Origin of the sequence: Maribacter sp. Asnod2-G09 (assembly GCF_045063795.1) — a bacterium.
Lineage (GTDB): Bacteria > Bacteroidota > Bacteroidia > Flavobacteriales > Flavobacteriaceae > Maribacter.
On record NZ_JBEFOA010000005.1, the window covers coordinates 1,479,874 to 1,504,056 of the forward strand.

12 protein-coding genes are annotated in these 24,183 nt (G+C 35.6%); 10 read left to right on the forward strand and 2 right to left on the reverse strand.

The genetic code is table 11. From position 1 onward, the window contains the following. Window positions 1–2 precede the first annotated feature (2 nt). Both ACJJVT_RS18495 and ACJJVT_RS18500 read right to left on the reverse strand, forming a co-directional pair. Entirely contained in the window at window positions 3–1,349 is a 1,347-nt protein-coding gene (locus ACJJVT_RS18495; RefSeq protein WP_405400695.1) for a sensor histidine kinase, read from the reverse strand. Next, the gene (locus ACJJVT_RS18500) at window positions 1,349–2,713 is read right to left on the reverse strand and encodes a sigma-54-dependent transcriptional regulator (RefSeq protein WP_405400696.1); all 1,365 of its coding nucleotides are present in this window, start codon (window positions 2,711–2,713) and stop codon (window positions 1,349–1,351) included. Before ACJJVT_RS18500 ends, ACJJVT_RS18495 begins: the two co-directional genes overlap by 1 nt. A 200-nt stretch (window positions 2,714–2,913) precedes the next feature. Between ACJJVT_RS18500 and ACJJVT_RS18505 the strand changes: the two genes are divergently transcribed. The 10 genes from ACJJVT_RS18505 to ACJJVT_RS18550 all read left to right on the forward strand — a co-directional run bounded on the left by ACJJVT_RS18505 (window position 2,914) and on the right by ACJJVT_RS18550 (window position 24,168). After that, complete coding sequence (locus ACJJVT_RS18505) at window positions 2,914–4,287, forward strand: TolC family protein (RefSeq protein ID WP_405400698.1); 1,374 nt, start codon at window positions 2,914–2,916, stop codon at window positions 4,285–4,287. 163 nt (window positions 4,288–4,450) lie between these two features. Then, window positions 4,451–5,701: an efflux RND transporter periplasmic adaptor subunit gene (locus tag ACJJVT_RS18510; RefSeq protein ID WP_405400700.1), complete on the forward strand. Its 1,251-nt coding sequence runs from the start codon at window positions 4,451–4,453 to the stop codon at window positions 5,699–5,701. Between the two features lie 152 nt (window positions 5,702–5,853). Then, window positions 5,854–6,549: an ABC transporter ATP-binding protein gene (locus tag ACJJVT_RS18515; RefSeq protein ID WP_299322055.1), complete on the forward strand. Its 696-nt coding sequence runs from the start codon at window positions 5,854–5,856 to the stop codon at window positions 6,547–6,549. A 206-nt stretch (window positions 6,550–6,755) separates the two neighbouring features. Further along, a complete protein-coding gene (locus ACJJVT_RS18520) occupies window positions 6,756–9,173 on the forward strand; it encodes an ABC transporter permease (RefSeq protein ID WP_405400702.1) in 2,418 nt (805 codons plus the stop codon). Window positions 9,174–9,224: 51 nt separating this feature from the next. Further along, window positions 9,225–11,573: an ABC transporter permease gene (locus tag ACJJVT_RS18525; protein ID WP_405400704.1), complete on the forward strand. Its 2,349-nt coding sequence runs from the start codon at window positions 9,225–9,227 to the stop codon at window positions 11,571–11,573. A gap of 125 nt (window positions 11,574–11,698) precedes the next feature. Continuing rightward, window positions 11,699–14,098, forward strand: coding sequence for an ABC transporter permease (locus ACJJVT_RS18530; protein WP_405400706.1), 2,400 nt, complete (start codon window positions 11,699–11,701; stop codon window positions 14,096–14,098). A 184-nt stretch (window positions 14,099–14,282) separates the two neighbouring features. After that, window positions 14,283–16,715, forward strand: a complete 2,433-nt coding sequence (locus ACJJVT_RS18535) for an ABC transporter permease (RefSeq protein ID WP_405400707.1) — start codon at window positions 14,283–14,285, stop codon at window positions 16,713–16,715. A 219-nt stretch (window positions 16,716–16,934) separates the two neighbouring features. Next, window positions 16,935–19,319 carry an ABC transporter permease gene (locus ACJJVT_RS18540; protein WP_405400708.1) on the forward strand — a complete coding sequence of 795 codons (2,385 nt, stop codon included), beginning with the start codon at window positions 16,935–16,937 and terminating at the stop codon, window positions 19,317–19,319. Between the two features lie 94 nt (window positions 19,320–19,413). Further along, entirely contained in the window at window positions 19,414–21,714 is a 2,301-nt protein-coding gene (locus ACJJVT_RS18545; RefSeq protein WP_405400709.1) for an ABC transporter permease, read from the forward strand. Between the two features lie 36 nt (window positions 21,715–21,750). Continuing rightward, on the forward strand, window positions 21,751–24,168 hold the full coding sequence (locus tag ACJJVT_RS18550) for an FtsX-like permease family protein (RefSeq protein WP_405400711.1): 2,418 nt from the start codon (window positions 21,751–21,753) through the stop codon (window positions 24,166–24,168). Window positions 24,169–24,183 lie beyond the last annotated feature (15 nt).

The following is a 24,183-nucleotide window of genomic DNA, read 5'->3' on the forward strand; positions in this document are numbered from 1 at the left end:
GACTATTGAAATGTCAAAGTAAATGTTGTCTTTTCATTCGATACTACCCGAATTGACCCACCGTGCATTCGCATAATTTGCTTGCTTAAGCTTAAACCGATACCTGTTCCAGTATTTTTTGTGGTGAAAAACGGAACAAATATTTCATCTAATAACTCCGCAGAAACCCCAGGACCGTTATCGGTAACCGTAATATATTTTTTACCCTGCGCATCTTCTTCAGCTTTTATAATGATGCTACCTTGATCTTGACCTTCAAGCGCTTGTTGGGCATTTTTGCCAAGGTTTAAAAGTATTTGGGTAATCTGTTTTTCGTCAATATAAAGTTCTAGATTTTCAGGTTCAGATGATACTTCTAAGGTAATATTATGTCCGTTGGTATACTCTTGTAATAATAACCGTACTCTTTCTAAAATCTTGCTAGCGGGTATTAATTCTCGATCAGGTTCAGGTACACTTAAAAATGTTCGGTACGACTGTACAAAACTCATTAAATCATTGCCTTGTTCTTTAATAACCTCTAAACCTTTTGCAGAATTTTTTATTTGAAGTTCTCCGAATTCTTCGGGCGTAGAAAGCACATTTCCTTTTTTAAAGTATTTTAAGATAGACTCAGAAATAGAAGTAATCGGAGTAATGGTATTCATGATTTCATGGGTTAGAACACGAATTAGTTTCACCCAAGAATCAGTTTCTTTATCATCTAATTCTTTTTGAATATCATGAACAATGACCAATAATAACTGCTTGCCTTCAATTGCTATGGGCGTACATTTTAAGGTCAATTCCTTTTTGCCACGTTCATTGCCTAAAGAATATAGCGTGCTTTCAAAAGGCTCTAAAGATTCAAATAGACTATAGAGATTAGGGTCTATTTGCTTTAATTGCTTAACATGATTTAAGGGCCTGTAATTTAATAAGTTTTGTACCGTGGGGTTCGCGTATAAAATATGCCCCTTGTCATTAACGGTAAAAATACCAATGTCTGCTTGCCTTAATATTTCTTGGTAATACTGCTCTTGGGCTTGTTTTTTTACATGAATATCTTGAATCATTCCATTCAGCATATTCAAGCTTTGGTTGAGTTCTTCAATAGATTTTACACTCAGTTTTTCAGGAAAACGTAAGGTAAAATCTTCATTCTTTATCGCATCAAAGAAATAAGCAATTTTTCTATTGGTCTGATTCACGTAATGTATGAGTCCGTATGTCTGTCCTATAAAAACAAGACTTAAAATAACACTGAGCAGGTAATGTTCTTTAAAAAATAGAAATGCGGTGAGTAGCGCACAAACGGCTATCAGAATAATCCTGAAAACAAGCTGGTAGTATATACTTTTGCTGACCATTATTTACCCGATTTTTTAAGTTTATTGTAAAGCGTTTGTCTCGAAATACCCAATTGATCGGCAGCGGCACTGTAATTTCCTTCATGGTCGTTCAGCGCTTTATTGATCATCACCAGTTCCATTTCTTCTAGCGTTTTTGGTCCGCCTTCAATGGTTACCGTAGTCTTGGTATCTAACAGAAAATCGGTTGGTTTTAATACATTTCCTTCAGAAAGTATAACAGCACGTTCCATGGTATGTAAAAGCTCTCTTACATTACCAGGCCAGGGGTAGCTCATTAATTTCTCTTGTGCAGATTGATTGATTTTTAAACTAGGTTTGCCGTATTTATTGGCGAATTTTTTCAAGAAGAAATCAGATAATACTAAAACATCATTGTCACGATCGCGCAATGCAGGTACCTGTACTTGTATGGTGTTTATTCGGTATAAAAGATCTTCACGAAACAATCCGTCAGCAACCATTTGGTCTAGATTGCAATTGGTAGCGCAAACCAATCTTATATCTACTGGTACAGGTTTATTGGAGCCTACACGCACAACAACCCTATTTTGAATAACAGATAATAGTTTTGCTTGCATTTGTAAAGAAAGGTTTCCTATTTCATCTAAGAAAAGCGTACCTCCATTTGCAGCTTCAAACTTACCTGCGCGATCATCTTTAGCATCTGTAAAAGACCCTTTTACATGACCAAAAAGTTCACTCTCGAATAAATTCTCTGATATGGAACCCATATCTACCGAGATAAAAACCTCGTTATTTCTAACAGATGATTTATGAAGCTCTCGGGCGATGAGTTCTTTTCCTGTGCCATTCTCGCCAGTAACTAAAATATTCACATCGGTTTTGGCAACTTTCTGTACTAGAGTAAGAACACTGTTCAATGCTTTAGAATTCCCGATAATGTAATTTGAATTCTGATTTATGACTTGCTTAAGGTTATTCTCTTTTTGTTTTAAATGCTGAACTTCTTTCTGTGACTTTCTAAGCTCATAGGCAGATTTTACGGTAGTTAATAGTCGCTCATTGTTCCAAGGTTTCAATACAAAATCGGTAGCGCCTTCTTTTATGGCTTCAACCGCAAGTTCAACGGCACCATAAGCTGTCATCATAATGACCGATATATGTGAAGCTTTCTTTTTTATCTCTCGTAACCAATATAATCCTTCGTTACCGGTATTCACTCCCGCAGAAAAGTTCATATCCAATAAAATGATATCAATTTCATTTAGGTTCGGGAAAGAGGTAAGCAGGTTGGGATTTGATATGGTTTGAACACTTTTATATTCAAACTGTAATAATATCTCTAAAGCGCTCAATACACTTTTGGTATCATCTACTACAAGTATTTTAGCATCTATCATGGTAAATTCTATTAACTGATTTAAATCTACACATAGAAGTTTATATTTTCATGGCAGTGTAAAAATTTTTGACATTATCTGTACAACATTTTTACACTGGTAAATAAGTGGCGATTATTTTAATGTTGTAATAAGCTGTTAATCAATATTTTAAAATTATGGCACGTATATAGTATAGAGAATGGCATACCAATGAAGAAATGAATCAAAAATTTAAAATAACGACACTTTTACTACTCTCTATTTGGGGGTCTATACATGCTCAAGAAAACTGGACATTAGATGAATGTGTTTCTTATGCAATGGGGCATAATTTGCAGTTGAACGACTTTAAATATACCAATCAATCTAACAGAGAAACCTACAGGCAATCGGTTCGTAATTTGTTGCCATCGGTAAATGCTTCTTCAAGCTATCTTATTAATTATGGTAGAGCAGAAGATCCTAACACAGGTACATTCGTAAATCTAGATTTTTACTCGAATAACTACTCTTTAGAATCTTCGATTGATTTGTTTCAGGGGTTTCAAAAAATAAATTCCATAAAAGCTTCTAAGTTGTTATTTAAGGCAACACAAGAAGAAGTATTACAGCAAAAGTATTTATTGGCATTTAGAGTCATGCAAGCTTTTTATGATATTCAGTTTTTTGAAGGATTGGTAGAAATATCAAAAGAGCAATTAACGGTATCGCAATCGAACTATAGCTTAGTTGAGAAGCAGGTAGAGTTGGGGTTGAAAGCAGGTGCAGATTTATATGAAGCAGAATCTTTACTATTGACAGATAAATTGAACGTAACTCAAAGCAAAAATCAATTGGCTTCAGCGAAGTTGACCTTGATTCAAGAAATGAATTTAGAGAACACTTCAGATATAACGATCCAGAAAGACTTAGAAGAAATAGTATCAGAATTTAATAGTCAAGAAATGAAATCTGATTCCGTTTACACCGAGGCAAGGGAGTTTATACCTATGATAAAAGCACAAGAATTTAGAGCAGAGGCGGCTAAAAAACAAGTGGCGGTTTCTAGAGGTAGATTATATCCTTCGCTATCGTTCTTTGCAGGTATTGGTACGGGGTATTTCGAAACTTTTAGAGATACATTAGGCAATACATTACCATTTAGAGAGCAGTTTCGAGATAATACCTCGCAATATATTGGTGTCAATTTAAATGTACCAATAAGTAATGGTTGGTCAGCAAGATCTAGAATAAAGCAATCTAAAATTGAAAAACTAAGAGCAGAGAATAATTTAAAAACGCAAGAACAAGTACTTTTTCAAGCCATACAAAAATTAGTGCAAGATTATAATTCTTTGCTGGTAGAATTGGTACAGAGCAATCAGAAAATGGAAGCGCAGAATTTAGCCTTTACCATAGCACAAAAACGATATGAAAAAGGATTGATAAATGCATTAGAACTTTTTACAGCTAAAAACTTATATGCGAGTGCGCAGAACGAAAACTTACAAGTAAAATTAAGATCAGAAATCAATAAGAGTACATTAGATTTTTATAGAGGCTTGCCAGTTTTTAATATTGAAGCCCCTAGCCCCCAAAGGGGGAACCAATAAAGCAAAACGTCTTTGCGAGGCACGAAGCAAACTGACGAACATAGAAGGAGCTGTTTTAAAAAAAGAAATGAAATTTTAATAAACAACATTATTGTTGGAGATAATTAAGTAACGAAAAACTATTAACCAACAACGAACAACGAACAAAGAATAAACGATTACGATGGATATAAAATTAGAAAAGAAAAAAGGATTGAAGCCAAAACATTTCGGCTATATCGCATTAGGTATACTGCTTTTATTTGTTGGGTATCAGCTATTGTTTGCCAGTTCTGTGTCAACCTTTAGAACAGAAAAAGATAAGCTTTCAATCGCTGAGGTTTCTGCAGGCAAATTTGATGATTATATTACTATTAACGGTAGTGTTGCGCCAATAGCCACCATTTATATGGATGCTTATGAAGGTGGTCGGGTAAGTGAGAAACTTATAGAAGAGGGTGCCATGGTAAAGAAAGGTGATATCATCTTGAAGCTAGAGAACATGAATTTGTACGAGCAGATTTTGGCTAGCGAAAGTAACTTGGCATTAAAGCAAAATGATTTAAGGTCAACCAAAATGAGTTTCGATTCAAGACAGGTAGAAGGCAGAAGGTCATTGGCGACGGCAAGTACAGACTTACAACGTTTGAAAAGAAATTATGAGCAGAACAAAGCCCTGTTCGATGATGAATTGATTTCTAGAGAAGCATTTCAGTTATCAAAAGAAAATTATGAATTATCTCAAAAACAGCATGAAATTATTAAAGTACAAACTGTACAAGATGATGAATTACGCTCAACATCATTAAAAGGTTTGGATACAGATTTAGACCGTATGCAAAAGACTTTGGGTATGGTTTACCAAAGACTAGATCACTTAAATGTTCGCGCTCCTGCAGATGGTCAATTAGGATTTTTAGATGCCGAAATTGGGCAAAGTATAGCACAAGGGCAGCGAATAGGGCAGATTAATGTACTTACTGATTATAAGATTGAAGCAGAAATCGATGAGCATTATATTGATAGGGTTAAAAGAGATTTAGTTGCGGTTTTAGAGCGTAACGGAACAGAGTTCCCGTTACGATTAAGAAAAGTATATCCTGAGGTTAGAAACGGTAGGTTTAAGGTTGATTTGGTTTTTACCGATAGCAAACCAGAGACCATTCGTTCAGGTCAGAGCTATAATATTAAATTACAGTTAGGCGAATCTAACGACGCACTATTATTACCAAAAGGTAGCTTCTTTCAAAGCACTGGCGGACAATGGATTTTTGTAGTAAACCCTGATGGAGGAGAAGCAATTAAGAGAAACATTAGAATAGGAAAACAGAATTCTAGATTCTATGAGGTTTTAGAAGGCTTAGAACCTGGAGAAAAAGTAATTACAAGTAACTATGATAATTTCGGTGAAGCTGAAAGAATAGTGTTGAAATAGCTTCGGCTTCGCTCAGCTACCTATAAAGTTCAGTTTCGAACCCTGAGCGTAGCCGAAGGGTGAAAAGGACGAAAGAATAGTATTAAAATAGAAAACCAACTGTCACATTTGGGGAAACTCAATGTCACTATAACAATCAAAAAAGTCGGAATATGATAACCATTACGAACCTTAAAAAAAGTTTTAGAACAGAAGAAGTAGAAACCTTGGCATTGAATAGTGTCAACCTAAAAGTAGAAGACGGTGAGTTTGTGGCTATCATGGGTCCGTCTGGTTGTGGTAAATCTACGTTGTTGAACATTATTGGAATGTTAGATAACCCAACAGATGGCAGCTACAATTTTGCAGGTAATGAAGTAGGCGGATTAAAAGAGAGTCAGCGTACCCAATTACGTAAAGGAAATTTAGGTTTCGTTTTTCAAAGCTTTAATCTTATCGATGAGTTAACAGTATTTGAAAATGTAGAGCTCCCATTAATCTATTTAAAGATGGGTAAGGCAGAGCGTAAAGAAAAAGTAATGAAAGTGTTAGAGCGTATGAAAATAGCGCATAGAGAAAAGCATTTTCCGCAGCAATTATCAGGTGGTCAGCAACAACGTGTGGCAATATCGAGAGCAGTAGTAACTAATCCGAAATTAATACTTGCCGATGAGCCAACAGGAAACTTAGATTCTAAAAACGGAATCGAGGTAATGAACCTATTAACAGAACTAAACCAAGAGGGAACCACAATAGTGATGGTAACGCATTCAGACAGAGATTCGCACTATGCTCACCGAGTAGTAAATCTATTCGATGGTCAAATTGTAACTGAAAGCCAGAACCGAGCAATCGGAGCCATGATGTAATCCCCCATGCCCCCGAAGGGGGTTGTTAGGAGTTTATTCATCAATCAATTATTGGCTATGTTCATTGAACAGAACCGAAGTGAAGACAACTAATCAGCCAAAAAACCAAACCTATCCCTTAATCACGGATAATAGAGTATCATCAATCAATCACCAAACCAATCCCCCTCCTTCGGAGGGGTTAGGGGAGGAAAAATCAAAAAATCATGTTTAGAAACCATCTTAAAATTGCTTGGAGAAGTTTAAAGAAAGATAAGCTCTTTGCCGCTATAAAAATTGGCGGTTTCGCTGTAGGTATTGCGGCATGTCTTTTAATTGCATTGTTCATTCGCAATGAGGTGGGTTTTGATCAACACTATGCCAATAAGGGTCAAATGTACCGTGTAGTTCTAGAAGGTATGTATAAGGGTGAAGTAATGAAAAGCACACACTTTCAATTACCTTTTGCAGATGCCTTGCAAAGCGATTTTCCTGAAATTATAAAAGCAGGAAAAGTTAATACAACAGGAATATTTGGAGCAGGTAAACGTGGTATTAGATTAGCTGGTGAGAAACAAAATAACCTAGAAGACGGATTTTTACTTGCAGACCAAGAAGCATTTGAGATCTTAGAAGTTCAGCTCGAACAAGGTAATGCAAGCACGGCATTGGCAAATCCGAAGAGTATTGTTATCTCAGAATCTAAAGCAGCAAAATATTTTAAAGGCGGTACGATTATAGGCGAAACAATCATTTTAGACAATGATGCTACAAAGCCATATACCGTAACCGGTGTTATGAAAGATGCACCTAAAAATTCACATTTAGCATACGATTTTTTAATTCCCATTGAGAACACCAATTCCAGTTGGACCAACCAAAACTACTTCACTTATATTCTAGTAGATCCAAATACAGATGTTCAGCAACTAGAGAAAAAAATGGTTTCTATTGTTGAGGACTATATCATTCCCGCACAACGAGAAAGAGGGCGCGCACCAGATTTTATTGATGTGCTAAGAACCATGGAATATAAGCTTCAGCCTATCACTGATATTCACTTGTATTCAGATATTAAAATGGCAGATGGACTAAAGCATGGCGATATTAGATTCGTTTGGCTATTTGCGGCTATTGCAGGTTTCGTGCTGCTGTTAGCGGTGATCAATTTTATAAATCTTTCTACCGCAAAATCAGCAAACAGGGCAAAAGAAGTGGGACTTAGAAAAACTATTGGTGCTTATAAAAGCAACTTGGTGGTTCAGTTCATGACCGAATCAATACTGTTCAGTTTTGTCTCTTTTATATTAGGGGTTTTATTGTCTTGGGCATTATTACCTTCTTTTAATACTATCGCATCAAAAACAATTGAAATGCCGTGGTCGGCGTGGTGGTTCATGCCAATTATATTAATTGCTGCGCTGTTAGTAGGTTCTTTGGCAGGGCTTTATCCTGCATTTTATTTGTCAGCTTTTAAACCAGTTAATGTATTAAAAGGAAGTTTGAGCATTGGTAGTAAAAGTGGAAAATTAAGAAGCGGACTCGTTATTTTTCAATTTTCTACATCTGTAATTCTGATTATAGCCACATTGATTATTTACCAACAAATGGACTTTATACTTCAAAAAGAATTGGGCTATGATAAAGAACAAGTGGTCATTCTAGAAGGAACAGGAGTTTTAGGAAATAGTGCCGAAAATTTTAAAGAACAATTACTGCAATTGCCACAGGTAAAATCGGCGACCATATCTAATTATTTGCCGGTAGATGGTGGCAGTAGAAACGGTAATACATTTAGAAGAGAAGATGAAGGTAATGAAGGTAGAGGCATACCTGCTCAAATTTGGAGAGTAGATTACGATTACATAAAAACCTTGGGAATTACAGTAAAATCAGGTAGGGATTTTTCTAGACAGTTTGCTTCAGACTCTTTGAATTCCATCATTATAAATGCCAATATGCAAAGAGAGCTTGGCTTGGATAATGCCGTTGGAAAAGAGATCAATAACAACGGACAACTATTTACGGTTATAGGGGTGGTTGATGATTTTCATTTTAAATCTCTAAAAGAAGATATTTCTTCATTGTCTTTAGTAATTGGTAAAGATCTGGGGTCCATATCGTTGAAGTTGGAAAAAGGAAATGTGAATCAGGCATTGGCATCTATCGAATCTGTATGGAATAAAAACATTCCCAATCAGTCTATAAATTATAGCTTTTTAGACCAAGAGTTTAGTCGTATGCATGACGATGTAGAGCGTATGGGTAAGATATTCAACAGCTTTGCACTGTTCGCCATATTGGTAGCATGTTTAGGGTTGTTTGCACTCTCTGCCTTTATGGTAGAACAACGTAAAAAAGAGATCAGTATTAGGTTAGTTTTAGGTGCACCATTTAAAAGTATATACCGACTACTAACGTTAGATTTTATGAAGCTTATTTTGATATCCATCATTATTGCAATCCCTATTGGTTGGTACATTATGAGCCGTTGGTTACAAGATTTCGCCTATCATATCACCATCGGTTGGGGCATATTTCTAGCTGCAGGTTTAATTGCGTTAACCATTGCAATACTGACTATAAGTTATCAATCTGTTGGTGCAGCATTAATACAACCTTTGAAAAGTTTACGAAAAGAATAAATATCCCATCCCCAGCCCATCCCGAAGGGAAGGGAGTAAAAAACGAGAACTATGTTTAAGAACTATATAAAAATCGCTTGGCGAAATCTTTGGAAGAATAAAGGCTATAGCCTATTGAATATTTTTGGTCTGGCAATAGGGATAACCTGTGCCGCTATGATCTTACTTTGGGTAGAAGATGAGGTAGGATATGATAAAGATTTTGCGAAACAAGATGTGGTGTATTACATACCTACCAACCAACAATACGATGGAGAATGGAGAACATTTTTTCAAGCTACTCCCGGTCCGTTAGCAGAAGTATTAAAGCAAGAAGTTCCAGGAATTGTAGGAGCTGCAAGAACAAAAAGTGATGATTTTTTGTTTCAGGTAGATGATACTTCTATTAATAAAAACGGACGATTTGCTGATCCAGATTTTTTAAGCATGTTCAGTCTAACTTTTGTAGAAGGCAATTTAGAAAGGGCTTTTAAAGATGTAGATGCCATTGTTATCTCACAAGAAACGGCTATCCAATTATTTGGAGAAAACACATCAGCCATTAATAAAGTGGTAAAAATAAATAACGAAACTAATTATACTGTCTCTGGTGTTTATGAAGATTTGCCAAACAATGTCACCTATACTTTTGACTGGTTGGCACCGTTTGAAAGATTTGCTGAGGGTAAAGAGTGGATGAAAGATTATGGGTCTAATTTTTCAGACACTTTTGTAGAACTTTCTCCAGAGGCAAATTTTGATGTTGTCAATAATAAAGTAAAAGCAATACTTCCTATGAAAACGGAAGATGACGAAACCATAGCATTTTTGTTTTCTATGAAAGACTGGCATTTACGGTCAGCTTTTGAAGGAGGCAAAAATATAGGAGGACAAATCACGTATGTAAGATTGTTCAGCCTTATTGCAATAATCATATTATTGATTGCCTGCATCAATTTCATGAATTTGGCTACCGCTAGAAGTGAAAAAAGAGCAAATGAAGTGGGTGTACGAAAAGTATTAGGCTCGGGAAGAAAAGGTTTAATATCTCAGTTTATGGCAGAGGCTGTAATCACAGCTTTGTTATCTGCTGTAATTAGTGTTTTGTTATTAAAATTACTGGTGCCACAGTTTAATATCATGATAGATAAACAACTAGACTTTAGTTTATTTAATACTACTCATATTTTAACCTTGGTCGGCATAACACTGGTGTGTGGTATTGTTGCGGGCTGGTATCCGGCGTTCTATTTATCTTCTTTTAAACCTGTAGATGTGTTGAAAGGAGCACGCAAAACAAAAGGGAGCGCATCATTTATTAGAAAAGGATTAGTAGCTACACAATTTGTAGTTTCCATCGTATTTATCATATGTACTATTATCGTCTACCAACAAGTACAATATGTAAAAGGACGTGACTTAGGATATGATAAAGAAAACCTGGTTAAGATACCCGTAACCGGAGATATGATTAAAAACTTCACCCCAATAGAAGAAGACATGAAAGCTTCGGGAATGATTGAAAGCATCGGACTCATTAATTCTGATATTTTATCCGGTGGAAATAATACATCTAATTTAGAATGGCAAGGAGGTGTCGATACAGAAAATGTGCTGGTATCTATTAGAAGTATTACATCAGATTTCTTTAATACCGCTGGGATGGAGATTGTAGAAGGTAGAGGATTTAGTAACAACCCTGTTCAAGACAGTACCAATATTATTATAAGTGAATCTTTTGCAAAGTTGATGGGTAGTGGCAGTGCTATAGGCAAAACGGTAGAAGGTGATTACCCAGTAATTGGTGTGGTAAAAGATTATTTATACGATGACATGTACGGATCTAGTGATCCGGTTATATTTTTTAATAACCCTAGTGATGCAAGTTTTATGTACGTAAAAGCGAAGTCTGGTATAGCAACAACATCGGCTTTGACAGCTATGGAAGCGTCTTTAAAAAAGTTTAATCCCGCATTTCCTTTCGAGTACGAATTTGTAGATGACACCTATGATGCGAAGTTTAAAAGTGAAAAGTTGATAGGTAGCCTTTCTCAGGTTTTTGCATTACTCGCCATTTTGATTTCATGTTTAGGCTTGTTCGGGTTATCAGCCTTTACAGCAGATCAACGTAGAAAAGAAATTGGAGTTCGTAAAGTATTAGGATCTAGCATTACAGGTATTGTAGGCTTGTTGTCTAAAGATTTTATGCAATTGGTAGTGATAGCAATTTTAATTGCTAGTCCGCTTGCATGGCTATTAATGCAAAATTGGTTAGAAGGGTATTCTTATCGTATTTCTATAGATCTATGGGCTTTTGTAATTGCAGGTTTTGTCGCTATTGTTATAGCGTTAGTAACGATAAGCTTCCAAGCTTTAAAAGCAGCTAGAGCGAATCCGGTTAAAAGTTTACGTACAGAGTAAAATCCCATCCCCCAACCCTTCCGAAGGGAAGGGAGTAAATAATAATCACCAAGCCATTCCCCCTCCACTTGTGCTGAGCGTAGCCGAAGTATTGGAGGGGTTAGGGGGAGGAAAAAACGAGAATCATGTTCAAAAACTATCTAAAAATTGCTTGGCGTAACCTAACTAAGAATAAAGGCTATTCAATTATTAATATTGGCGGACTGGCAATTGGTATGGCTTGTTTTCTAATGATTTTGATGTTCATTAATAACGAACTTTCATATGATGGCTATCATGAAAAGGGAGATAACATCTATAGGGTTGTGCATCACATGGATTCTAATAATGCAAAAGATAAATGGATTTGGGGAAATGCCCCTGTTGGTCCAGCACTCAAAGAAGATTTTTCAGAGGTTATTGAGAAAGTACAATTTTCGGGAAGGTCAGATGTATTGTTAGAATACAACTCCAATTCATTTCAAGAGAGTGATTGCTTTTATGTAGATGCTTCTGTTTTTAATGTATTTACTTGGCCTTTAATTTCTGGTAATCCAGAAACGGCATTAGAGGCGCCATATTCCATCGTACTGACCGAAACCACGGCGAAAAAGTATTTTGGTAATGAGGATCCTATGGGTAAAGTAATTGAAGGTGTTGGTGGTAGGGCCAATGATGGGCAGTACACGGTTACCGGTATTATGAAAGACGTACCTCAGAATTCACATTTTAGTTTTGATGTATTGCTTTCCATGAGTTCATTTTATCAATCTAGACCCGAGATATTTGATGCTTGGGGCTACGTAGATTTTTACACCTACTTTTTGGTAGGCAAAAATTTTAATGTCGATGCCTTTCAATCAAAAATGCCAGATTTTTTAGATAAACGCCGAGATGAAGAGGAAAAAGAGTATTTCTATAATCTTAGTTTCGAACCATTAAAAGATGCCTATTTAAAATCTAGTGCCGTTCGTCAACCAGGTATTGTAGGTAGTCTGCCAAACATTTACATTTTTGCTATAATCGGTCTTTTTATACTTGTAATAGCGAGTATAAATTTTATGAATTTGGCTACCGCAAGATCTATGGAGCGGGCAAAAGAAGTAGGGGTCAGAAAAGTTATTGGTGCCGATAAAAAAGGACTTGTTTACCAATTCTTAGGTGAGTCTTTGGTTATGGTAATAATATCTGCAATTATAGGTTTGGTATTGGTTTTTATGTGTATTCCATGGTTGTCTAGCATTACGGGAAAGCAATTTAATATCAACGAAATTTTTAACTCTTACATGTTGCCATTGTATTTTGGTACAGCTATCATTACCGGTTTATTTTCAGGTAGTTATCCCGCGTTTATTTTATCAAGCTTTAAGCCTGCCAGTGTCTTAAAAGGGTTAATAAGCTCATCGCCACAAGGAGTGAACCTTAGAAAAGGCTTGGTGATATTTCAATTCAGTTTGTCTATTGCTTTGATCGCGAGTACGGTTATCGTGTATTTTCAATTAGGGTTTATGCTAAACAAAAATTTAGGTTTTGACAATGAGCAACAATTAGTGCTAGATTTCAATTGGGATGGTCAAATACTTGACAACATTGAAACGGTAAAAGATGAACTTAAAAGTATACCAGAAGTCATTTCGGTTGCAGGGTCAAGAACGGTACCTGGCGGTCATTTTCCGGCAGCAGGAACAGAAATAGAAACTTTTGAAGGGAGTATGAAGCACTTTGAACCTTTTCTGTATGAAATTGATTTTGATTTTATTCCTCATTATGAAATAGAAGTAGTGGCGGGTAGACCTTACTCAAGAGAATTTGTAACAGATTCGGTACAGGCAATGATTGTGAATGAAGCTGCCGTTAAAGCATTTGGCTATGCTGACCCAGCGGATATCATTGGAAAAAAGTTTCAGCAATGGGGTAGAGAAGGGACTGTTGTAGGTGTTGTAAAAGATTTTAATTATTTATCGCTTCATCAAGAAGTAGCACCATTGTCCATGCGATACTCACGATTCGGGAGGTATATATCTTTAAAAGTAAAGACGGATAATATGCAACAGGCTATTGCCAGTATTGAACAAAAATGGGCGGAGTTAGCACCGCATAGACCATTTTTATATAGTTTTTTAGATGATAGTTTCAATGAACAGTATCAAGCCGATTTTATGTTTAAAAAGCTTTTTACCATTTTCTCTTTTTTAGCAATTTTAATAGCATGTTTGGGTCTGTTTGGTTTAGCTACGTATAGCGCTATGTTGCGCACTAAAGAAATAGGAATACGAAAAGTATTAGGTGCTGAAGTTTCCAGTATCGTAACACTGTTATCAAAAGATTTTATAAGATTAGTATTGATATCCATAGTAATTGCAACACCTTTTGCGTGGTACGCCATGAATAAATGGCTGAATGTGTATGCCTATAAAATTGATATTAGTTGGTGGGTGTTTGCTTTGGCGGGTCTAATTGCAGTGACAGTTGCTGTACTTACAGTAAGTTATCACGCTGTGAAATCTGCAAGGGCTAATCCGGTAAAAAGCTTACGGTCGGAGTAATATTAGCTGTAAATATATTAGACATAATCTGTCTAAATATTTGACACTTAGTAATTTGGTTTGAAATGTAATAAACTGTAAATCAGAAAATTGAATTAATGGCATGGAAATGGAATTTGACAAGCAGTAATCAAGTATCATCAACTAGTGCTTATCAATAATAAAGCATCAAAAAACGAGAATCATGTTCAAAAACTATCTGAAAATCGCCTGGAGAAGCTTAAAGAAGCAAGCCTTTTTTACCTTCCTAAATACATTCGGACTAGCCATTGGTATGGCTGGGGCATTGGTTATATCGTTATATATCTACGACGAGCTTAGTTATGATAAAATGTTTACCGATGCAGATAGGATTTATCGTATAGATACAGATATAAAATTTGGTGGAGCTGAAATGAAAGCAGGTGAAGCAGCCGCACCAATGGCAGAAACCTTAAAAAGAGATTATCCGCAAGTAGAATCAACTGTTCGTCTTAGAACTATAGGTAGTGCGTATGTGAAAAAAGAAGGAGGAAACAGAAGTGCCAAAGAAAACCATATAGCCTTCGCCGATTCTACAATGTTCGATTTTTTCGGAATAGAGTTGCTCGCAGGTAACGCTAAAACGGCATTGACCGGCACCAACTCGTTAGTCTTGACCAAAAGTGCAGCAGAGAAACATTTTGGTGATACAGATGTTATTGGTCAAAATTTACTTTTAGACAATACCGATACTTATACGGTAACCGGTGTGATTGAAGACATGCCCCAAAATTCCTATTTCAATGACTATAGTGTGTTTTTGGCAATGGCGGGCAACGTGGCATCTAGAGAAGATAATTGGGGTGGTAATAATTATTTTACGTTTGTAAAATTAATTCCTGAAGCCAATGCAGAAGATTTTCACAAGCCCTTGCAAGACATGTTAGAAAGGTATATGTTACCATGGTCACAAAAGTATTTTCCGGGTATGACGGCAGAGTCGTTTGCGGCATCTGGTAATTATATTAGGTACCATACCATGCCATTGACCAATATTCATTTGTATTCTGATAGAGATACGGAAATGAATGCAACAAGTAGTATTCAAAATATTTACATTTTATCATTTATTGGATTGTTTTTGATCATTTTGGCAAGTGTGAATTTTATGAACTTGTCTACGGCACATTCTTTAAAGAGAGCCAAAGAAGTTGGAGTTAGAAAGACTTTGGGTTCCAACAGAATGAATTTGGTTTTTCAGTTTTTGACAGAATCAGGTTTAATAGCATTTGTGTCTTTGTTAGCGGCACTAATAATTTCAATGATAGCTTTGCCTTTTTTCAATAGCTTCACGGGCAAATCAATTGTTATTCCGTTTACTCAGCCCTTATTTTGGTTGGCGTTATTGGGGGCAACCTTTTTACTAGGATTATTTTCAGGCAGTTACCCTGCATTTTTCATGTCAAGATTTACTGCCGTTAAAAGCTTAAAAGGTAGTAGTGCAGAAAGTGTAGGTAATGGTAGGGTGCGTAATGCCTTGGTCATATTTCAATTTTCAATTTCGGTATTTCTCATCGTAAGCACTTTGGTAGTTTTTCAACAATTAAATTATATACAGAACAAAGATTTGGGTTTTTCCAAAGATCGGGTGCTGTTAATTAACGAAATAGGGGCGCTAGAATCAAAGACCAAAGCTTTTAAAGAACAAATTGCTAACATGGCTTTTGTGGAAAGCGTTACGTTAAGCGATTACTATCCAACACCATCTTGGAGGTCAAATACCTCGTTCTTTGAAGAAGGTGCAAGAGATCAAGAATTTGCCATTCAAATGCAAGAATGGAAGGTAGATTCAGATTACTTAAAAACTATGGAAATGGAGATAGTTGCTGGGCGAGATTTTAATCCGAAATATGTATCAGATTCTACGGCTATCATTATAAATGAAGCTACGTTGCCTATTATGAATGTCAACGCAGAAGAAGCTTTGGGTATGCGAATATCAGAAGAAATAGAACTCGAAAACCCTACCTACTATACTATCATCGGCGTAGTTAAAGACTTTCATTTTACATCTTTGCGTAATAATATAGAGGCACTAGGTATACAACTTAAATCTGATGCCGAAAATATGGCGGTTAGAATGAGCGGCGGAAACTTTGTAAATAATATTTCAGCAATAGAAAGTACATGGAACGCCATGGCACCAGGTCAACCATTTGATTATCGCTTTATGGACGAAGCTTTCAATACCACCTATGAAGCGGAACAAAAACTGAGTAAGATATTTTTCATTTTTACTATGCTGTCCATTTTTATTGCTTGTTTGGGATTATTTGGATTAGCTGCCTTTAATGCCGAAAAACGAACAAAAGAAATCGGTGTTAGAAAAGTGTTGGGAGCTACTGTAAGTCAAATTTCTTACCGACTTACAGTAGATTTTCTAAAATTGGTTGGGGTGGCAATTTTAGTGTCATTGCCTCTAGGCTGGTTCGCCATGAACAAATGGCTAGAAGATTTCTCGTACCGAATAGAAATAGGATTTGGCATTTTCGCCCTTGCAGCACTACTTGCGATTATAGTGGCTATTGTAACAGTTAGTTATCAAAGTATAAAAGCGGCGGTTGTAAATCCGGTGAAGAGTTTACGGTCAGAGTAACGTACTATAGATTGCACTCGTTCTTATAAAGATGATGCAGAGGTTAATGTAACAATCCGTTTTTTAAATAGTCTATGTAAATATATTGTACATGTTTTGTCAAATTATTTGACACTACAATATTTAGTTTTTGTTGTAACTTATTGATATTATGTTCATTATGATAATGGCACGGATTTAGTTTTAATTTTTACATCATCAATCAAAAAACGCGCAATCATGCTAAAAAACCACCTAAAGTTATCTTTTCGGAATCTCTGGAAAAATAGAATGCTTTCCTCCTTAAATCTTTTAGGGTTAAGTATTGGTATTGGTGGTGTATTAACGCTTATGTTTTCGGTGTATGCTTATTATGTAGCAGATAATATGATTCCCGATCAGGATCAAATTTTTTATCTAAAGACACATTTGGCAGACGGTAATGACTACAATGAAGCCGTTTATCCGTTATTGGATAAAATAAAAAGCACCTCTCCAGAAGTAGTTGCTGGCACACATTTACATGGGTGGGGCAATATTTGGTTAGAGGTTGATGATAATGAATTTCAAAAAACAACTACATATGCCGACCCAGAATTTTTTGATGTTTTTGAATTGCCTTTAAAATATGGAAATCATAGTACTGCTTTAAATGAAAAGTATTCTATTGTTTTAACCGATAAGGTAAGCAAGCAGTTATTCGGAGAAGAGAATCCGGTTGGTAAAAATTTGATTGCTGCAGATACCTTAAACTTAACTATTACAGGGGTTTTAGAACCAATAAGTCCTTACTCTTCATTTCGGTTAGATGTTTTAATGCCGAATACCATTTTAAAAGACAATGTAAGTTTTAAAAATCAAAACAATTGGGATGACAGTTTTTCGCCAGTATTTATAAAACTTCGACCAGATGCGAATATTCCAGAATTTGAGAAGCGCGTAGGTCAATTAGTGAAAGAAAATTACAAAGACCCTACGGTAATTTCACGAATGGAGGTAATACCGCATACTGAGGTTCGTATGGATTCTATACCCGTAGTTGAAATTATTATAGCGGGTAACATAGCAACATCTTTCTTTGTGCTGCTTCTAGTTCTTGTAAACCTTTTGAACTTGAATACCTCTACCATGTACCGTAGAACAAAGGATATTGCAGTACGTAAAATATTAGGTGGAAGTAAAAAAGGTGTGATTACGCAATTTTGTTTGGAAAACGGAATTTTAGTGTTGTTATCAATATTAATTTCTGGCGGACTTTTCTTTGGCTTCTTACTGCCCAAAATGAATGATATTTTTGGGGCTGATTTTGGTGAGATTAAATTTAGTTTAGCAAATGATTATCCTGTGGTTTTAGGAGCCATTTTATTAGGTGTTTTGGTAACGTTGGTGGTTAGTATATTACCTACTTTACGCTTTATTTCCTTGCCGGTTTCCCAAGGGATAAAAGGAAAATTAGATAGTGCTAAAGGCAGTTTTATTTTAAGAAATACATTCATCATTTTTCAGTTTTCCATAGCCATTCTTTTTATCTGTGTTGCTGTTATCTTAAACAGTCAGATCAAGTTTATGAAAAAGGCAGATTTAGGTTTTGAAAGAGAACATGTAATTGTGGGCAACATTGATCTTGATTATAAAGATATGGATGCTGCCAATTCTAGTTTCAGAACACTTTTAAATGACCTAGAGGCAAATGCGTATGTGACAGATGTTGCTACAAGTCAGGCTATACCATCAGATTATTATTTTAATTATACCAGATATTATGACGCCGATACAGATACAGATGTGCGTCTTCGTCGATCATTTGCCGATGCGGGTTATTTAAGCACACTAAAAATTCCGATTGTATTAGGGAGAGATTTTAATGAGGAAATGGATAATGGAGACGAGAGACCTGTAATTATTAATCGTAGTGCAATGAAAGCATTTGGTTGGTCAACTATAGAAGGAAAGCGTTTAAAATATAAAAATGATGATTTTGTAGGTAATCCGGTAGTGGGTATTATGGAAGATTTTCATTATCAAGACTTGCAAAATGCCGTTGAACCATTGGTAAATTATTATAGAAGTGAAGATGATTTAGAAAAACATCGCTATTTGTCTGTAAGGGTAATAGAAGGTAAAGAAAAAGAGGTTAGAGATATGATTGCTTTAGCATTCTCAAAAATAGATTCCAGAAAAAACTATGCACAAAGTAATCTTGGAGAAAAAGTAAGCGGACAGTATCGTTTAATGGACGGCATGCTTAAAACCGTAAATGTGGTAGCATTACTTACCATATTTATTTCATGTTTGGGTATGTTCGGTCTTATCTCATTTATGGCAAAAAGGAGAATTAAAGAAATTGGTATCCGTAAAGTTTTAGGAGCAAGCGTTTTAAAAATAGTGGTGTTACTTTCAAAAGATTATATGATTTTGGTAAGCATTGGGGCTATAATTGCATTCCCGGTTGCATGGTATATGATGAACGCGTGGTTAGGTGGTTTTGCATATAGTGTGCCAATACAGTTTTGGATGTTTGCCCTAGCTGGTTGTATAGCATTTTGCATAACGGCATTTACATTGGGTATTCAAGCCATAAAAGCAGCAAAAGCAAACCCTGTAAAAAGCTTACGAACAGAGTAGTGTAAGGATTATCAATCAATCAAAAATAACAATCATGTTTAGAAACTATCTGAAAGTAGCTTGGCGGAATTTAATTCGGAATAAAAGTTTTTCGGTGTTAAACATTGTAGGGCTCTCGATAGGGTTAACTGTTTTTACACTAATTGTTCTTTGGATAAATTTTGAATTAGGCTTCGATAGATTTCATGAAAACCAAGAGCGTATTTATGAAGTAAATAATCAGTATGATGTAGATGGGGAAATTTGGACATGGAATTCCACACCTAAGGCAATGGCCCTTGCCATTAAAAAAGATTACCCAGAAGTAGAGCGGGTATCTAGATACTATTATGATACGCCTTTTTTGTTCTCTGTAGATGACAAACGAATTAAGGGGAATGGAACGATAGTAGATCCAGATTTCTTACATATTTTCAGTTTTCCTTTAGTTCAGGGAGATATCGAGAGCGTATTAAGCGACGTAAACTCGGTAGTAATTACAGAAACATTCGCAAAAAAGATATTCGGTGAAAAAGACCCTATTGGTCAATTGGTTAAAATTGATAATGCCGATAGCTTTAAGGTTACAGGAGTATTAAAAGACCTGCCCGATAATACCGATTTTACTTTCGAGTTTTTAGTCCCTTGGGATTATTTAATTCAAAAAGACTGGGATGATAACAACTGGGGGAACAATTCTGTAGCAACCTATGTAAAACTTAAAGAGGGTGTTGATTTCACTCAGTTTTCAGCAAAGATTAAGACCCTTCGTGAGAATTATGATAAAGACTCGCCAGATATGGAAACGCTATTATATCCATATTCAAGAACCTATTTATATTCAGAATTTGAAAACGGAAAAGAAATAGGTGGTAGAATAGAATTAATACGGATGTTCGGTTTTATAGCAGCGATCATATTACTCATCGCCTGTATTAATTTCATGAATTTAAGTACCGCTAGAAGTGAGAAAAGAGCTAAAGAAGTAGGCGTTCGAAAAGTAATGGGAGCTCCTAAAAAGTATTTGATATATCAGTTTTTGGGCGAATCAATGTTGATTTCTTCTATTGCGGCGCTACTCGCTTTTGTAATCATACTTCTAGTATTACCCGCATTTGGTAATTTGGTAGGTAAAGAGCTCGCCATAGATTTTACAAGTAAATGGTTTTGGTTATCTGCAATAGGTATTGTGTTATTTACAGGAATATTGGCAGGTAGTTATCCTGCATTATACTTATCTGCTTTTAAACCATCTGCAGTATTAAAAGGAACATTTCATAAAGTAAATACATTAATTACCCCTAGAAAAGTATTAGTTGTTGTTCAATTTTCGGTAGCTATAATTTTAATTACCGCAACATTAATTATTACACAACAATTAGAAAAAGTACAGGATAGGCAATTGGGCTACGCAAAAGATAATCTTGTTTACACTTTCATGGAGGGTGATATTGAAAAAAACTATGATGCCCTAAGAGAAGAACTTTTAAAGTCTGGCGCTGCCACTTCAGTAACTAAAACAAGCTCTCCAATAACAGAAAGTTGGAGCAATACTTGGGGTGTAGAATGGGAAGGTAAAAAAGAGAATAATAAAACAATCATTTTAAGAATGATGGCTGATGATGCCGTTGTTCGAACGTTAGGCTTTGAACTTTTGGAAGGAAGAGATTTAGACCTGCAAAAATTCCCGACAGATTCGACAGCAGTAATATTAAACGAAGCTTCGGTAGCGCTAATGGGTTTTGAAGATCCAATAGGGAAAATTATTAACGATAATGGCAAAAAATGGCATGTAATTGGTGTTGTTAAAGATTTTGTCTTCAATTCTCCTTTTCAAAAGATTGAACCTTTGGTTATTGAAGGGGCAATGGGTTGGTTCAACGTTGTTCATATGAAATTAAACGAGGCAAATACCACGGCAAATAATTTGGCTACGATAGAACGCGTGTACAAAAACTATAACCCAGAGTATCCATTTAATTATGACTTTGTAGATGGCGAGTATGCTAAGAAATTCATTGATCAACAGATTACAAGTAAGCTAGCCGGACTATTTACGTTGCTAACCATATTAATTTCTTGTTTAGGTTTATTTGGTTTGGCTAGCTATATGGCAGAAAATAGAATTAAAGAAGTAGGTATTAGAAAAGTATTAGGTGCTTCGGTTGGTACAATTGTAACACTATTATCAAAAGATTTTTTAAAACTAGTAGGTATTTCCATTTTAATTGCAATACCTATTTCGTGGTATTATATGTCTAATTGGTTAGAAGACTTTGCTTTTAGAATAGCTATTTCGTGGTGGGTTTTTGCAATCGCTGGTTTATTAACACTGGTGATCGCTTTAATCACTGTAAGTTTCCAAGCGATAAAAGCAGCAAAAGCAAACCCGGTAAAGAGTCTAAGAACAGAGTAGTTTAAAATCATCAATCAATCATTATAAAATCAAATCATGTTTAAGAATTATATAAAAATCGCTTGGCGAAACTTGTTTAAGAATAGGGTGTTTACCGCTGCAAATATTGTTGGACTTACTTTAGCATTTGCGGTGGCGTTGTTGTTGACCATGACAGCTTTATTTGAGTTGTCTTATGATCAATTTCATGTAAATAAGGCATCTACCTATCAAGTGTATTATTCAAACCAGACACCAAAAGGTCCAGATATTTCTACTGCCAACCCTGTACCTTTTGCTCCGGCATTAAAAGAAGAAGTTCCGGGTGTAAAACATATTACTAGAGCATTGAGTGAAAATGTCTTGGTGTCATATGGCGAGAACGATTTTAATTTAGATGCTGAATATGTAGATACAGATTTTTTTTCCATTTTTAATTATCCAACACTTGCGGGCGATAACAATAAACCCATACAAGATCAAAACTCAATAACACTTACAGAAGAGGCATCTAAAAAGTTATTTGGTACTACAGATGCTATAGGTAAAATGGTGAAAGTGCTCATAGGTAAAGACGAAAAACCATTTACGGTTTCAAGCATTCTAAAAAGTATACCAGATAATAGTAGTGTTAGTTTTGATATTGCTATCCCTTTCGATAGTCATTGGGAATACAAAGAGAATATAGATGTTTGGGATGCTCGTAATCACCCGGTATATGTTCAATTGGAAGACGGAATTTCTAAATCTCAGTTTGAAAAAAGTACGGTAGATTTCACTTTACTGCATAACGAAGAGTTAATAAATAATATGAAACGCGATGGCGCACAGCCAGATATTAATGGTAATTATGCTCAACTAGGCTTGTTGTCGTATACCGACAAACGTTTTGCGAACATTAATTCGGGCGTATTGCAGATAAAAAAAACCTTTCCGTATATGATTTTGGGTATTGCCTTTTTAATCATTTTCATAGCCTGTGCCAATTTTGTCAACATGAATATTGCTTTAGGCGAAAAACGTTTGAAAGAAATAGGCATGAGAAAAACATTAGGTGCTGTAAAAGGGCAACTTTTTAGTCAATTTTGGTTAGAAAGTCTACTGGTATTTGCAATATCAATTGTTCTAGCGTTGGTACTATCTAATTTGCTTATAAATCCATATAAGACCTTGTTCAATACAGATGCAACTTTTGCAAACTTAATGACACCAACAATTCTTGGTAGTTTTTTGTTAGGTATTTTATTGGTGACTTTGGTTACAGGCGGGTATCCGGCTTTACTACTTAGTAAATTGAATACATTAAAGGCATTAAAGGGTAAATGGGAATTGGGTAAAAACGGAGTTAGAAATGCTTTGATTGTAGTGCAATTTGTAATTGCAATTGTACTGATAACGGGTACTTTGGTTTTTCAAGGTCAAATTCAATTCATGAGAAATAAAAATCTCGGATTCAATAAAGAACAAGTAATATCGATACCCTTAAACGGAAAGAAAGATAGTTATCGCGTGGTAGAACTTCTACGAAATGAGCTGCAGGGCAATGGTAATATTTTAGCGGTTAGTGGATCAGATAATAATTTAGGGCGTGGTAAAGATGGGAGTATCTCAAGCAGTGTTTTAGGTTTTGAATACAAGGGTAGAATTGTACATAGTAATGTTCTTACGGTAGATTATGACTATGCAAAAACCTTAGATTTACAGTTAGTAGAAGGTCGTATGTTCAGTAAAGAATATAGTGCAGATAGCTTAAGTATGGTTATTAACGAAGCAATGGTGAGGGAGTTGAATGAAAAAGAAAACCCGTTAGCGACAAGAGTATATTTTGATGAAGATTCTGTAGCGTATAATGTCATCGGAGTATTAAAAGATTTCAATCATCAAGATATTAGTAAAAGCATAGAGCCGCTCACCTTTTTTCTAGATAGAGATTATGAGTTGTATTACGCTTATGTAAAAGTAGCACCTGCAGATATGGCAAGATCTTTCGATGCAATCAAAAATGCATGGCAAAAAATTGAGCCTAATGCTGAGTTTCTGGGATCTTTCTTAGATGAGAATATAGATAGAACCTTTAGACGAGAGAAAACCATGGCAACCATTGTAACGGCAGGTTCTGTTTTAGGTATAGTACTTAGCTGTATAGGTTTGTTCGCTATGTCATTATTGGTAGTTGCCCAGCGCACAAAAGAAATAGGTGTGCGTAAGGTCATTGGTGCAAGTACATCGTCAATAACCATATTATTAACCAAAGACTTTTTAAAATTGGTAGGTATAGCATTTGTTATAGGAACACCAATTTCATGGTATGTTTTGGATCAATGGCTACAAGATTATGCATTTAGAGTTCCGTTAAGTGTCTGGTTTTTTATCGGCGCAGGATTGTTAGCTGCTTTAATAGCATTATTGACCGTTGGTGCAAGAACCATGAAAGCAGCAGCAGCAAACCCCGTAAAAAGTTTAAGAACAGAATAGTTAATTGCAGAAACT

Coding starts and splice junctions, on each gene's coding strand:
- ACJJVT_RS18495 (WP_405400695.1), bottom strand. CDS start 1,349: ATGGTCAGCAAAAGTATATACTACCAGCTTGTTTTCAGGATTATTCTG.
- ACJJVT_RS18500 (WP_405400696.1), bottom strand. CDS start 2,713: ATGATAGATGCTAAAATACTTGTAGTAGATGATACCAAAAGTGTATTG.
- ACJJVT_RS18505 (WP_405400698.1), top strand. CDS start 2,914: ATGAATCAAAAATTTAAAATAACGACACTTTTACTACTCTCTATTTGG.
- ACJJVT_RS18510 (WP_405400700.1), top strand. CDS start 4,451: ATGGATATAAAATTAGAAAAGAAAAAAGGATTGAAGCCAAAACATTTC.
- ACJJVT_RS18515 (WP_299322055.1), top strand. CDS start 5,854: ATGATAACCATTACGAACCTTAAAAAAAGTTTTAGAACAGAAGAAGTA.
- ACJJVT_RS18520 (WP_405400702.1), top strand. CDS start 6,756: ATGTTTAGAAACCATCTTAAAATTGCTTGGAGAAGTTTAAAGAAAGAT.
- ACJJVT_RS18525 (WP_405400704.1), top strand. CDS start 9,225: ATGTTTAAGAACTATATAAAAATCGCTTGGCGAAATCTTTGGAAGAAT.
- ACJJVT_RS18530 (WP_405400706.1), top strand. CDS start 11,699: ATGTTCAAAAACTATCTAAAAATTGCTTGGCGTAACCTAACTAAGAAT.
- ACJJVT_RS18535 (WP_405400707.1), top strand. CDS start 14,283: ATGTTCAAAAACTATCTGAAAATCGCCTGGAGAAGCTTAAAGAAGCAA.
- ACJJVT_RS18540 (WP_405400708.1), top strand. CDS start 16,935: ATGCTAAAAAACCACCTAAAGTTATCTTTTCGGAATCTCTGGAAAAAT.
- ACJJVT_RS18550 (WP_405400711.1), top strand. CDS start 21,751: ATGTTTAAGAATTATATAAAAATCGCTTGGCGAAACTTGTTTAAGAAT.